The sequence below is a fragment of the Streptomyces sp. NBC_01381 genome (assembly GCF_026340305.1).
GTDB lineage: Bacteria > Actinomycetota > Actinomycetes > Streptomycetales > Streptomycetaceae > Streptomyces.
Window position 1 is genome coordinate 1923892 of record NZ_JAPEPI010000002.1, and the last position, 13253, is coordinate 1937144.

Genomic DNA, 13253 nt, shown 5'->3' on the forward strand with positions numbered 1-13253 from the left:
ACCGGCCCCATGACCGACCGGAGCAGCAGTGCCCCGTCCGCCGCGCCCGCGGCCCTGCCCAGCCTCGGCGGGACGCGCAGCAGCTACCGCGAGCGGGTCGCGGACGCGCTGCGCGCCGCGCTGATCGCGGGCGAGCTGCGCGCGGGCGAGGTCTACTCCGCACCCACCCTCGCCGTGCGCTTCGGCGTCTCGGCGACGCCGGTGCGCGAGGCCATGCTCGACCTCGTCAAGGAGGGGCTCGTCGACACGGTGCCGAACAAGGGCTTCCGGGTCACCGCGGTCTCCGGCAAGCAGCTCGACGAGTACAAGCACATCCGTGCGCTGATCGAGATCCCCACCACGGCGGAGCTCGCCACCACCGCGGACCCCGCGGAGCTCGAGGCGCTGCGGCCGGTCGCGCGGGAGATCGTCACCGCGGCCGCCAAGGGCGACCTCATCGCGTACGTCGAGGCGGACATCCGCTTCCACCTCGGCCTGCTCGCGCTCTCCGGCAACGACCACCTGGTCGAGGTGGTCGGCGACCTGCGCAAGCGTTCCCGTCTGTACGGGCTGCAGGCGCTGGTCGACGCGGGCCGTCTGGAGGCGTCGGCCGAGGAGCACCTGGAGATCCTCGACGCGCTGCTCGACCGCGACGAGGAGGCCGTGCGGGCGGTGATGACCCGCCATCTCGGTCATGTGCGGGGCCTGTGGGCGGCCGAGTAGCCCGGCCGCCCCGAACCGGAATATCGATCAGACCGCACCGGGGATCAGGAACAGGTGGATCGACTGGTCCTTGGCGCGGAAGCGTTCGCTGGCCGCGCCCTTCTTCGCCCGGTCGGAGACGATCACCACGTGGTCGGCCGAGACCCAGGACACGCCCTCGGGGTTGCCGTAGACCGTGCGGCCCTTGGAGTCCGTGGGCAGGCGGTAGACCGTGCCCTCGTCCACCTGCCATTTCTTCGTCGAGAGGCGGCCGACCCACAGTGCGGACGACGCCTGTGACAGGACGGCGATCCTGCCGTCGTCGCGCACGGACACGCTGCTGTAGTCCTCGAAGGGCAGCGAGGCGGGCAGCCGGATCGTGGCCCTGTGGTCCCATTGCTTGCCGCCGTGCCGGAAGACCTGGATGCGGCCGCCGCCGGGACGCTGTCCCTCCTTGCCGCCGGCGCAGCGGTTGCCCTCACACAGGCCGAGGAGGTATCCGGTGCCCGAGCGCTCGACCCACTCCAGGCCTTCCATGCCCTTGTTGGCGTCCGTCAGCGTGAAGTCGAGGAAGGAGGAGCCGGTCGGGCGCAGTTTCGCGTCGTACTCCTGGACGCGGGCGCGGAAGCCCTTCGGCTTGACCGGCACGGCCTCGCTCAGTGTGAAGTAGTGGTCGCGCAGCTCGTCGTGGGCGAGGTCCTCGTATCCCTCGGTCTCCTTGGTCTTCTTGGTTTCCTTGGTCTCCTTCGAACTGACCTTGTTCTTCTGGCCTTTGGGGGTGAGGACACCGTTCTCGGGGGCCTTCGGCGACAGCTCGCTGCTGATCCGGATGAAGGAGGTCAGGTTGTCGCAGACGACGAGGAAGGCGCCGTCGCGGTAGAGGACGCCGCTCGCCTCCAGGCGGGTGCCCGCGGCGTCGCCGATCAGGTCCTCGATCTTGGCCTCTTTCACCAGGCGCAGTTCGCGCGGCGCATCGGCCTTCCGCTCGGCCTTCTTCGACTTCTTGTTGGCTGCGGTCATGAGGGGAGCACCTCCATCGCGCCCGGGAACCGTGCCCCGCTGGCGCCGTTGGGATAGGTCTTGCGCAGCTCGGCGAGCTGCTGCCGGGCGTGGTCGTAACGCATCCGCGTGTAGTGGAAGATCCCGTGGGTGAACTGCGAGCCCCGGCTCAGCTCCCACTGCCGGTACGCCGCCCGGTACACCTCGTCGTTGGTGAACTGCCGCCCGGTGAACGGCTGTCCGTGCGGGCTTTCCGACTCCCCGTACGCGGCGGACGAGATCAACTGCCACAGACCGTCGGTCCGCCCCGAGCCCTCGGCGCCGATGAGCGCGGCGACCCGCTCCGGGCCGAACTCGGTGTCCAGGAGGTACTCCAGGTGGTCGAGGTAGTACTGGCAGAAGTCGTGGTGCCGCAGCAGATTGGTGAACAGCGGCAGCCGTGAGACCTCGTGCGGGGCGTGCGTGATCCGGCAGTAATTGCGGGTCATCGCGGGCCAGTCGAGCAGGTCCGTGTACTGCCACGGCGTTCCGAAGAAGTCGATGCCCGAGCTGTTGTCGTAGTCCCAGGGGATGAGCGTGAAGTACGGGCGGTCGAGGAAGCTCCGCGGTTCTCCGAGCCGTCCCGAGTTGTAGAGGTAGTAGTTCGACGGGGTGGCGAAGTAGTTGTCCCAGCTGCCGAGCAGCACGTTGGCGCCCGCCCAGCGCAGGAAGGCGCGGACGTTCAGGACCCGCTCGACCGACGTACGGAAGGCGTCGGACGTGAACCGGTCGTCGCCGCCCGGCAGTTGGACTCCGTTGACCGCGCGGATGAGCGTGGCGAGATCGTCGTACGTGTTGGCGGCCGGGTCGTCCTCGTTCGTCTTCAGACGGTACGTACGGTCGTCCTCGACGCTGCCCGCGGTGAAGTACTGGCGGCCGTCGTCGCCTCCGCCCGTGCCGGTGCGGTGCTCCAGGGTCGCGCAGCCGACGTCGCCGCAGTACGCCTTGTAGAGGTTGCCCGCGGAGTTCTTGCCGAAGTGGTCCTTCAGGAACTTCTTGTCGACCTGCTCGATGACCGAATAGAGGCCCATGTAGCGGTCGTTGAGGGAGAACGTCGCGTACGTGTGCTGCGCCGCGGGGATCCCCGCACGGTCGAGCAGCCGCCAGGCGACGGCCTCGCGCATCTGCGACGGGTCGTTGTACATCGCCTTGAGGTTGACCCGCTCCATGCCGTAGAGCCGGTCCTCGCTCTCGCCGATCTCGAGGTCGACCTTCCAGGACCGCTTGGGCGCGTGGGCCGTCATGTTGCCGCTGTTGACCATCGAGAACGCGCCGGTCGCGAGCAGCGTGTCGCCGGGGGTGGCGCTCCTGGCCAGGGTCAGCCGGGCGCCGGGCGGTGCCACCATCACTTCGTCGGCGGTCAGCACGTCCCGCGGCCAGCCGGTGACCTTGACCTGATACATGTCCTGAGCGAAGAACTCCTCTTTGTTCTCACGGGAGTTGAGGAGTGTCTCGACGAGCTGCCCGATCGCGGTGATCCGCCCGTCCACGCCGAGGAGCACAAGGCGGCCGTCCGCCGCCGCGTCCGCCTGCTCGGCGAGCAGCAGGTCGTACAGCACGCCGAACTCGGCCTTGGTGCGCAGGGCCGCGTCGGACGGGCCCGCCGTGGCGTTGGCCTCCGTGGCGAGCCGCTGCTCCGTTCCCCGCGGCAGCCCGGAGATGACGACTGCCTGGTTCTTGAACGCGTCCTGGAACGTTCCCTTGTCGATGGTCCTGTCCACGCCGGCCTCCCAGGGGTGAACTGTTCTCTCTACGCCCGGTGGCACATGACCGCCAGCCCGAGAACCGGCCCTGTGCCCAAGCGGCCCCTCCGGCGGAACTCGTCCGCCGAAGGGGCCTCAGAGGTGTGCTCGCGTCACACGCCGAGGATCTTGATCGACGGGTGGATCGCCGTGTTCAGATACAGCTTCTCCTTCTTGTGCTCCTGCTCCAGCTCCATCACGAGCCGGTAGCGGTGCACGCCGGGCTTGGCGTTGCTCAGGACCGTGCCCGCCCAGTAGTAGTAGACCGGCGTGAACGGGTCACGCATGCGGTCCGGCATGCCGTAGATCTTCAGCTCGGTGAAGATCTTCCGCTCGGCCACGTCCTCCTCGTCACCCAGTTCGGTGTCGAGGAAGGTGATGTTGTTGATCTTCGGCATGGGCGGCCAGGTGCCGTCCGTGCGCTTCTCCATGTCGAGCGGGCGCACGATCCAGTTCAGGACCTGCCCCTGCTTGCAGACCGTCTGCAGGGACGAGGTGCCCTGCCCCCTGCCGCCGATGCTGTTGTCCATCATGTAGATCGCGTCACTCAGGGAGCCCGTCTCCGTCGCCCGCTCCATGTTGATGAGCGTGACGATGTTGAGCTGTACCGAGTTCAGCTGTCCGGGGTTCTGCTTCTGCTGCACGCTGCTGGTCAACGCTCCTCCTTCGCGTACGCCGCCATGTCGGGCCCTAGCCGCCGAGGGTCGACGACAGTGTGGTGGCGATCGGTTCGTCCCTCGTGCCCAGCTTGAAGCTGATCTGGTACGTGACGTCTGCCGCGTCCTTCTTCAACGTCCCGATCCAGTAGGCGACGTCGGTGCCCGGATAGACCTTGCGCTCCGGCTCACAGATGTCGCTGTCGATCACGATGCCGTCGATGGCGACGTACGCCTCGCACTCCAACGCCAGGGCGTTCCACAGGAGTTGGTCGCCCTTCTTCGCGTGGGTCCGCAGTTCCTCGGTGCCGAATCCGGCGGAACCGGCGGACTTGTTCGTGTCGTACATGTACAGGTGGCCCTGCATGTTGCCGGCCGCCAGGGCACCCACACAGTCCACTACGGCGGTGATGGAGATGGGCCGCTTCGCGGCGCTCTCCTTCTGCCTCGGCTTGGTGGTCATCTGCTCCTCCTTCTTGCCTTGCTGAAGCCTTGCCGGGTTCCTCGCCGGATCAGGGAGCGCCGGGGCGCGTCCCCGCGTCCGGGGGGATGGGCAGCAGGCCCATGCCCGCCTTGGTGAAGGCGTTGCGCCGCGGCTCCGAGGTGATCTTGAGGGTCGAGGGGCAGGTCAGGTTGACCGCCTCCCACCGCAGTTCGCCGTTGAGGCCGACCAGCTTGTGCAGCTGGATTCGCATCATGTACGTGTACGTTCCGGGCCGTGAGGTGTCGACCGTCGCGGACCAGTACCAGCCGTCGGTGACCAGGTCCGGGGAGCCGTACGCCGCCGGATACATGATCTTCGAGTCGACCGCCTCGCCGTAGATGTCGGTGATCACCGGGGCGGGGTAGGTGTACGCGCCCGTGGTCTCCTCGGTGACGACCTTGCCGGTGACGTCCAGGATCTTCTGCCCGGACATGCGGCCGCGGGTGCGCCGCGTGGTCTTGACCCGGGTCCCGACGGTCTTGCGGATCTGGCTCAGCTGCTCGGCCTGATCGGTGCCGGCGACCGAGGACTTGGTCGCGAGGTCCTGGAGGTCGGCCAGGGCCTTCTCGTCGCTCTGCCGCGCCCGGTCGAACTCGTAGCCGCGGGGCACGGTCGGCGGGATGGAACCCAAGCTGTACGGAAGCCAGTTGAGCACCTGCTCGCTGGCCTGCGATCCGTCCCTCCAGTAGGAGCCGTTGATCGCGGTCACAAGCTCGCCGGTTCCCTGGTTCGTGGAGCCCTGCAGCTTCATGTTGTCGAACAGGTAGGTGTTGCCGTCGAGTGACTCGGACTCCAGCGCACTGCCGACGTCCACGAGCACGATGATCGCCAATTGTTGGGGCATGATTCCGCCTTTGTCGCCGCTACTTGATTCCCGGCCCTTGCCGTCGCGCTCCGGCTGCTACTGGCACATCAACGCGGGTGTGTCGATGTGCATGACGCTGTTCTCGCCCTCGTACATCTGGAGTTCCAGGCGGTACTGGTAGGCCACTCCGGGCGTCAGCCAGTTGGGCACCACGCCCGTCCAGACGTCGAGGTCGAGCTTGTCGCCGTCGGCGGAGCGCTCGCCCTGGGCGGGCTGTGCGTGGCCGTTGGTCTGCCCTGCGGGCTGACCCGCGGGCCGGCTCGCGGGCTGGTCTGCCGACTTATCCGCGGGCACGAACGAGATGTTCTTGATCTCGACCGGCGTCTGCAGGTCCACGGCCAAGGCGGACCATGAGACGACCTGGCCGGGCTTGACCACGGTGCACAGATTCGGCGTCCCCTGATGGGCGCTGTTGTGCCCGCCGTCGTCCATCATGCAGAGGTTCCCGTCGAGCAGCGTGCTGCCCGAGAGCGCTCCGATGACGTCGACGACCGCGATGATGTTCACTTGCGGCTTCATCCTCACTCCTCCTGTAGGCGCTAACCCCGGTCCCGCACCAGCGGGACCTTGCCGACGGCCGTCCGCTCGATCTCGGCCGAATGGCGGGGCACGAACTTGAGCTGGAAGCTGTACCCGGTCTTCTCGATCGAGGCCGGGTTCGCCTCCCCGTGGTTGAACAGTGAAAGGGAACGCGGCAGGGCGTTCACGAACACCTGCTGGACCCCGTAGGGGCCGAGGGTCGTGTCCGTCCGGTACGTCATGCCGAGTACGTCGTCGACCGAGACGAACAGGGTGATGGTCTTGCCCTCGCGGTTGTTCACGAACTGCACCTCGTGCGCCACCGCGTCCAGGTCCACCGCCTCGACCGCCTTCAGCTCGTCGCGCAGCGAGGCATAGGCCCGCGCGGCCGAGTACTGGCTGTCGTTGATGTGCAGCACATCGCCGGTGCGGCCCGCGAACTCGAACCGCTGGGTCTTCAGGCCGGGACCCTCGGTCCTGGGCCGCCGGATCATCCGGTCGCCCAGCTTCAGGCGGAGCAGCGGCGCCTCGTGCGCGTGCAGCCGGGTGACGACGAGCTCGCCCTCCTCGCCCTCCTCGACCCAGCGCCCGTTCTCGTCGACGATCTCGATGAAGTGCAGGCCCGGCACCGCGGACAAGTACGGCGACGCGGCGTCGAGCTGCAGCCCGACGGTCTCCGCCTGGGTGGCGGCGAAGTAGCTGAGGATCGACAGGTTCGGGTACAGCGCCTGCAGTTCGACCCGCTTGCGCTGCGAGAGCACCCCGCTGCCGTACAGGGCGACACGGAAGCTCTCCCTGGACTCCTGGCGCATGCCCGCGCCCAGCTCGCTCAGGATGCCGATGCCGGCGGAGATCCCCATCAGCGCCTTGGGGCCCTTGTACGAGAACATGTGCTCAAGCACGGGGGCCGTCACGGGGCCCGCGCCGACGTAGTTGACGCCCGGCACGTGCTGGAGGACGCCGCCCACCATGGTGCCGCTGCTCCACATCTGGTAGTCGGCCAGCGTGGTGAACAGCCACTTGGGGTCGCTGCCGCCCAGGTGCTGGGCCAGCTGATAGGCGCCCATGAAGCGCCCGGCGATCTCGTAGGTGTCCTTCAACTCCCGCAGCGCGTAGACGACTTCGAGCGGACGGCCGCCGCTGGTGCCGCCGCTGGCCACGATCTCGAACTCGCCGCGGGTGAGCGGGACGACCATGCCGGGCCGCGACTCCATGAAGAAGTCACGCTGTACGTCCTTGTCGGACAGCGGGATGCGCTGCCACGCCTCGTACGAATCGGGGGCCTGGAGGGTGCCCGCGCCGCGCAGCCGGTCGCGCCAGAGCGGGTTCAGCAGCACCGTGTTCACCATCTGCTGCAGACGGCGCAGGACGAGCGCTTCCTGGACCTCGTGCGACACCTCGCTGTACGGCGCCTGGCAGACGCGCTCGCATTCCTGGAGTTTGCTCGCGAACGAGGGAAGTGCGGTTACCGCTTCAACCGATTCGGGCCGTAACTCCCAGTCGGGGATCAGCCAATGGGCCAGTTCGGTGGCGCCGCCGGGTGCGGTGGCGGTCGGTGGAACATGTGTGGCCTGTGGAGCGTGCGATGTACTCAACATCCATCCCCTCTAAGCTGTTTCTGTTCCCGGTTCGCTGTTGAGAAGTTCCTGACCCGTAGCCCTGATCTCGGAGATCAGCATCCGGAAGTGCCCGTCGGTGACCTGATGGTTCATCATGACCACGCGCAGTGCGGCCACCCCATCGATGTTCACCTTGGAGATGAAGAAGTTTCCCCGGAGTTTGACGCGATTTCGGATGGCGATCTGAAGGCGGTGCACATCTTCCTTCCTGATGTCTGCCGGGTGATATCGGAAGCACAGGATGTTCGCCTCAGGACGGTGCAGCGTCTCGAAGTCGGGATCGGCCCGCAGGATTGCGTGGGCCTCCTCCGTCAACTGGCAGAGATAATCGATCTTCTCCGCGAAAAGTGCCGGTCCGTACATGGCCCAGAGCGTCCACAAGGTCATGATCATCGGACGCTTCGTGCACTCGAAGTTCTTGCCGCCACTGTCGTACGCCGTGTATATGTCCGGCTCCTCGTCGAACACATAGCTGGCCTTCTGCCGGAACGCCGTGCGGCTGGTCTCCTTGTCCCGGTAGAAGAGCATCGTGCAGGGCGCGGGCACAAACATCATTTTGTGCGCGTCCCAGGTCAGGGAATCCGCGCGCTCGATTCCCCGCAGTTTTTCGCGGAGCGTGTCCGACACGAGAAGGCTCGCCCCGTGTGCCCCGTCGACATGTAGCCAGAGATTGAATTCCCGGGCGAGTTCCGCCAGTTCGTCGATCGGGTCGAAGGCCCCCACCGACGTACTGCCTGCCGAGGCGACCAGGCAGAACACCTTCAGGTTCTGCCGCTCGGCCGCCGCGAGGGCCGGGCGTGCGTCGGCCACCGAGATCTGCCCCTGCGGGTTCAGCGGAAGCCGCACGAGCTGCGCCTCGCCGATGCCCATCACACCGGCCGCGCGAGCGACGCTGTAGTGCACGTCCGCGCCCACCGCGATGGCGGGCCTCGGCTGGCCGCGCACGGCGGAGCCGCCGTGCGCCCAGAATCCGGGCAGCTTCTGGTTCCGGGCCGCGAGCAGCGCGGTGAGATTGGCCAGCGACCCCCCTGACGTGGTCAGCATGGTGAATCGAGCCGGGTCGTAGCCGATGAACCGGTTCAGCTCGTCGGCCATGATCCGCTCGACCACGTTGGGCAGCTGGGCCGCCTCGTAGAACGACGCCGGCTGGTTGACCACCGAGCTCACGAAGTCGATGACGCCCGCGAGCGGTACGACGCCCGAGAACTGCCGGCCCATGTATCCGGGCGAGTGCACCTGGATGCCGGTCCTGATGTACAGGTCGATGATCCCTGCCAGCTTCTCCTCGTCGAACGCCGCGACGCTGTCGCGCTCCGTCGTCATCAGGGCCCTCGCGGCCTGCGAGAGCAGCGCCGGATCCGTCAGCTCCAGGCCCCTGATGGAGAGATCGGAAAGGTGCTTCTCCAGCTTCGCAAGAGCGGTTTCGGAAGTCTCCCGGAACAACTGGGCGTCAAACGCTTCGAGCAGTAATCCGCTCCCTTCGGAAGCGGGATTGTTCGGCCGAGATTCCGTCACGAGGGTCTCCTTCAGAAAGTCCCTGTGTTGCCCGACATGACCGTGTGGGGCGCACGCAACCTGTGCAGATTCCAGAGTTTTTGAGCATGCCGACGGGAATAAGGACTTCGATGCCGATGCGGCGGCCTCGGCTGATCAAGTCGGGCAGCAACATCCTTTCCGGCAGCCCGCGTTCAGCGGTGACCGCACGGAACTTCCCCCTCGAAGGAACGGCCTTTTGTGTTACAGAGCGGCGCGGACCCCCCGGTACTCGCGCCACTCCCGCACGATCGGCGTCTCCCCCCTCATGCCCCTCGTGGTTCCCCCCACGTGGAGCAACCGTAGAGCCATATGTTTCGGATCGGTGACTCTTTCAATGGTCTGTCTGAAAACTATGCGCGTCACCTGATGTCCTTTCAATTGCTCTTGGCCACAACTGTTTTCACAGGTACCCCACATGCCATGGGGCGTCCTCCATTTTGAGACAAGTGGCCGAACGCCGTGATCCGGTGTGTGCGACACGTTTCCCAGGGCGGGCAAGGGGTGGTGCTTCGATTCGGCGGACGGAACAGGCCAAGGGCGAATGATTTTTGCCATTGTCATGTGACGGCCGGGTTGACCGAACTGCCGAGACGGGGAGCGTCTCATTCTGGGTGGGTGAAATTCTGGCCACACCAAATTTGCTAACCAATTCAACCGGCCGGTTTTTCTTGATTCGTTGTGACCCGCGGGCCGTCAGGGACGCGCGTGGCGCTGTCGGCAGCCGATCGCTCGATCACCCGATCACCAGGGTGTGCCGCAGCCCCGCCCCCCCTGAAAAGCGATCACCGGGAAAGCGATCAACGGGATACCGTGCACTGTGGGAATTGCCGATGCCTTGAGGAGTACGTCATGACCCTTTTGACGACCTGGCCGGAGTCCGGCCCCGACACCGTCGTACGCCGCACCACCGACCCGGTGGAGATAGCCGCCGTCCTTGCGCCCGCGGGGGTCCGCTACGAGCAGTGGCCGCTGCGCGCCGAGGTGCCCGAAGACGCCGATTCCGAGACGGTGTTCGCCGGCTACCGCGCCGAGATCGACGAGCTCACGGCGGCGGAGGGCTTCGCCACCGTCGACGTCGTCGGCCTGCGCCCCAGCGAGGACCTGGGGCAGCGGCTGCACGCGAAGGCGGCCCGCAAGAAGTTTCTCAGTGAGCACACGCACGACGATGACGACGAGGTGCGGTTCTTTGTGGCGGGCGCGGGGGCCTTCTACCTGCACATCGGCAGCGAGGTGCACGCGGTGCTGTGCGAGGCGGGCGATCTGCTCGGCGTGCCGCGCGGCACCAAGCACTGGTTCGACATGGGGGCCGCGCCGTCGTTCTCCGTCATCCGCTTCTTCCACGAGGAGGACGGCTGGATCGGCAACTTCACCGGCAGCGACATCGCGCTGAGCTTCCCCGACTTCGACGAACTCATCGCGGGGCGCGTGGCGTTGTGAACGCAGGACCGCCGGTCACCGCGCTCGGTGACCGGCGGTCCTTGGGGCGTGGCGGGGCCGGAAGGACCGATCCGCTACTCGAAGCTCTCGGGCAGTGAGAGCTCCAGATAGTCGGGATAGCCGTGCTTCAGGCCAGGGGTGAGCCGCAGCACCTGTGCGGGACCCTCGACAGGGGTCTTCTTGAACCCGGCGAGCCGATAGACCGTATACATCGGCTTGTTCACCTCGGTGGGCAGAAAGTCCGCGGTCAGGGACACCTGTCCGGCATCGGCGGCCTGGGCCAGATACCGCAGGATCGCGCCCCCGACATTGCGCCCCATGACCCGGCAGGACATCAGGAACAGCCTGATCCGCCACTCCGACTGCGACCTGCCGACCAGCGTGAGACCGATCGTGCCGTAGGTGCCGAAGCGGTCCTCAAGGCGTGCGACGAGGAGCGTCTGGTCGTCCCTGTCCATCAGGTCGCGCAGTTCCGCCTTGGAGAACGTCAGGCCGGTCGTGTTGAGCTGGTGCGTACGCTCGGTCAGCTCGGCCGCGCGCTCCAGGTCCTCCGGGGTGGCCACCGCGACGGTCAGCCGCATCCGCAGCGACCTGAGGAACTCGATCTGCGGCCCCGCGAAGGACTTCTCGTACTCGCCCCGCTGCTCCGCCTGCACATACATCGCGCGGCGCCCGCGCCCCTCCGCGGTCACCGGACGGGACAGCTCGGGCCGCGCGAGCAGCCCGGAGACCTCGACGGCGTCCACGCACCGCACCTGCGGCAGCGCGAACTCGACCTCGGCGCGCTCGAATTCGGAGTCGTCGATGAACAGCAGCGTGTCGACGCCGATGTTGAGCCGCTCGGCTATGGACCGCACCAGCTCGGACTTCGGCTGCCAGGAGACGTGCGGCACCAGGAAGTAGTCGCGGATGCCGAGGCGTTCGAGCTCGGTGAGCGCCGCCTTCTCGTCGTTCTTGCTGGCGATCGACTGCAGGATGCCGCGCTGGTCCAGGGCGTCGATGACCTCGCGCACGCCGGGCCGCAGCGCCACTCCGGTGCCTTCGGACAGCACGCCGTCCCACACCGTGTCGTCCAGATCCCAGACGACACACTTGACCAGCTCACTGGGCGTGGCGGGCTCATTGGGCGTGGCGGGCTCATTGGGCGCGACCGGCTCCCCGGGCGTGACGGGCTCACTCGACATGATCAGCTCCTTGCGTGAACGGATACCGAGGATCGCGGCGGCGTACCCGGAAGCTCTGCAGGCTCTCCTCGGCCAGCAGATGCTGCAGCAGCTGAGTGCTGCCCTCGATGACCTGCATGACCCGCGCGTCCCGGACCCAGCGGTCCACCGGACCCCCGTCCACCAGGCCCACCGCGCCGTGCAGTTGGGCGGCCGCCGCCGACGCCGTGCCCGCGGCGCGGGACGCCGCGAGCTTCGCGGTCAGGACCTGCTGGATCAGCCGGCCGTCCTGGACGTCCATGGCCCGCGCCGCCTGCCCGCACAGCAGCCGCGCCGCCTCGGTGTCGACCACGGCGTCACTGATCAGGCCGCGCACGAGCTGCAGATCGATCAGACGGCCGCCGAACTGCCTGCGCCCGCTGGTGTGGCCGAGCATCGCGTCGCAGCACGCCTCGGCCAGCCCCAGCGATCCGTACGCGACACAGAGCCGCCCCAACGACAGTGCGCTGCCCGCCACTTGGGCCACACCGAAGCCGGGCCTGCCCACCATCCGGTCGGCGGGGACCCGGCAGCCGTCCAGCTGCAGATCGGCCAGCATGGCGCTGCGGAAACCACTGGTGGGGCGGCTCGGCACCACCGTGACCCCCGGGTCGTCCCGCTGGACGAGGAAACCGACACTGCGCTCGCCGTGCTTGGCGAAGACCAGGAAACAGCCGGCGACCTGCCCGAAGGACAGCCACCGCTTCACCCCGTCCAGACGCCACCACGTCTGCGCGGAGTCCGCATCTCCCGGCTCCTCCTCCGGCACCGCGGTCGTCCCGATCGCCTGGGCGTCGCTGCCCGCACCGTCCTCCGTGAGGCCGAACGCGCCGAGCAGCTCACCCGAGGCGAGACGCGGCAGCAGCCGCCGCCGGACGGCCGGGGACCCCCAGCGGCTCAGGCTCGCGCACACCATGCCGTGCACGGTCAACAGGCTCTGCAACGAAGCCGATGTGTGCGCCACGGCCCGGCTCAGCTCGCCGTACTCCTGGTGGCTCATCGGCCGCCCGCCGTACTCGGCGGGCACCATCGCGCCCAGCGCCCCGGACTTGGCGACCGTCTCGATCACCCCTGGCGGCACCGCCCGCGCGGCATCGATCTCGTCGGCCAGCGGCAGGAGCAGCCGCCCCAGCTCCTCCGCGGTCGGCGGCGGCTCGCTCATGCCTGCTTCCCCTGCACGAACCGCACGATGCTGTCCACCGTGTCGAAGTTCTCGATCTCCAGGTCGTCGTCCTCGACCTCGACGCCGAACTCCTTCTCCAGGTGGCCTACGAGAGACACCGTGGCAAGCGAGTTGAGCACCCCGCCGGTGATGAGCTGCATGCCCTCCAGCTCGGAGGGGTCGTCCACGTACCGCAGCAGGTACTCGAGAACGCGGGATCGGACGGCCTCGTCCTCGTATACGGAAGTCACTGCGACATCACACTCCAACTCACATGATCAAGGAATTCGCCACTCGCCGGGAAGGCCACGG

The 13253-nt window shown here is 67.4% G+C and carries 13 protein-coding genes; 2 read left to right on the top strand and 11 right to left on the bottom strand.

What is annotated here, in order from left to right; all coding sequences use genetic code 11:
• The first annotated feature begins 9 nt into the window (after positions 1-9).
• Complete coding sequence (locus tag OG453_RS30190) at positions 10-702, top strand: GntR family transcriptional regulator (protein ID WP_266871722.1); 693 nt, start codon at positions 10-12, stop codon at positions 700-702.
• A gap of 27 nt (positions 703-729) precedes the next feature.
• Here OG453_RS30190 and OG453_RS30195 read toward each other — a convergent pair whose 3' ends face one another.
• The 8 genes from OG453_RS30195 to OG453_RS30230 form a co-directional block, all read right to left on the bottom strand.
• Positions 730-1701, bottom strand: coding sequence for a hypothetical protein (locus OG453_RS30195; protein WP_266871723.1), 972 nt, complete (start codon positions 1699-1701; stop codon positions 730-732).
• Positions 1698-3440, bottom strand: a complete 1743-nt coding sequence (locus OG453_RS30200) for a CotH kinase family protein (protein WP_266871724.1) — start codon at positions 3438-3440, stop codon at positions 1698-1700. The genes OG453_RS30195 and OG453_RS30200 overlap by 4 nt, the downstream gene beginning before the upstream one ends.
• 134 nt (positions 3441-3574) lie before the next feature.
• Positions 3575-4117 (bottom strand): hypothetical protein, encoded by a 543-nt coding sequence (locus tag OG453_RS30205; protein WP_266871725.1) that lies wholly within the window; start codon positions 4115-4117, stop codon positions 3575-3577.
• A gap of 34 nt (positions 4118-4151) precedes the next feature.
• Positions 4152-4580, bottom strand: a complete 429-nt coding sequence (locus tag OG453_RS30210; protein ID WP_266871726.1) for a hypothetical protein — start codon at positions 4578-4580, stop codon at positions 4152-4154.
• A gap of 49 nt (positions 4581-4629) precedes the next feature.
• Positions 4630-5445 (bottom strand): hypothetical protein, encoded by an 816-nt coding sequence (locus tag OG453_RS30215; RefSeq protein ID WP_266871727.1) that lies wholly within the window; start codon positions 5443-5445, stop codon positions 4630-4632.
• A 57-nt stretch (positions 5446-5502) separates the two neighbouring features.
• Entirely contained in the window at positions 5503-5985 is a 483-nt protein-coding gene (locus OG453_RS30220; protein ID WP_266871728.1) for a hypothetical protein, read from the bottom strand.
• A 20-nt stretch (positions 5986-6005) separates the two neighbouring features.
• Positions 6006-7583 carry a hypothetical protein gene (locus OG453_RS30225; protein WP_266871729.1) on the bottom strand — a complete coding sequence of 526 codons (1578 nt, stop codon included), beginning with the start codon at positions 7581-7583 and terminating at the stop codon, positions 6006-6008.
• A 9-nt stretch (positions 7584-7592) separates the two neighbouring features.
• Complete coding sequence (locus OG453_RS30230; RefSeq protein WP_266871730.1) at positions 7593-9119, bottom strand: aminotransferase class V-fold PLP-dependent enzyme; 1527 nt, start codon at positions 9117-9119, stop codon at positions 7593-7595.
• An 870-nt stretch (positions 9120-9989) separates the two neighbouring features.
• Here OG453_RS30230 and OG453_RS30235 point away from each other — a divergent pair.
• Positions 9990-10577, top strand: a complete 588-nt coding sequence (locus OG453_RS30235) for an acireductone dioxygenase (protein WP_266871731.1) — start codon at positions 9990-9992, stop codon at positions 10575-10577.
• A gap of 74 nt (positions 10578-10651) precedes the next feature.
• Here the strand turns inward: OG453_RS30235 and OG453_RS30240 are convergent, their stop codons facing one another.
• The 3 genes from OG453_RS30240 to OG453_RS30250 are packed head-to-tail and all read right to left on the bottom strand — an operon-like array spanning position 10652 to position 13192.
• Positions 10652-11761, bottom strand: coding sequence for an HAD family hydrolase (locus OG453_RS30240; RefSeq protein WP_266871732.1), 1110 nt, complete (start codon positions 11759-11761; stop codon positions 10652-10654).
• Positions 11751-12941 (bottom strand): acyl-CoA dehydrogenase family protein, encoded by a 1191-nt coding sequence (locus OG453_RS30245; RefSeq protein ID WP_266871733.1) that lies wholly within the window; start codon positions 12939-12941, stop codon positions 11751-11753. The genes OG453_RS30240 and OG453_RS30245 overlap by 11 nt, the downstream gene beginning before the upstream one ends.
• A complete protein-coding gene (locus OG453_RS30250) occupies positions 12938-13192 on the bottom strand; it encodes an acyl carrier protein (RefSeq protein ID WP_266871734.1) in 255 nt (84 codons plus the stop codon). The genes OG453_RS30245 and OG453_RS30250 overlap by 4 nt, the downstream gene beginning before the upstream one ends.
• Between the last annotated feature and the right edge of the window lie 61 nt (positions 13193-13253).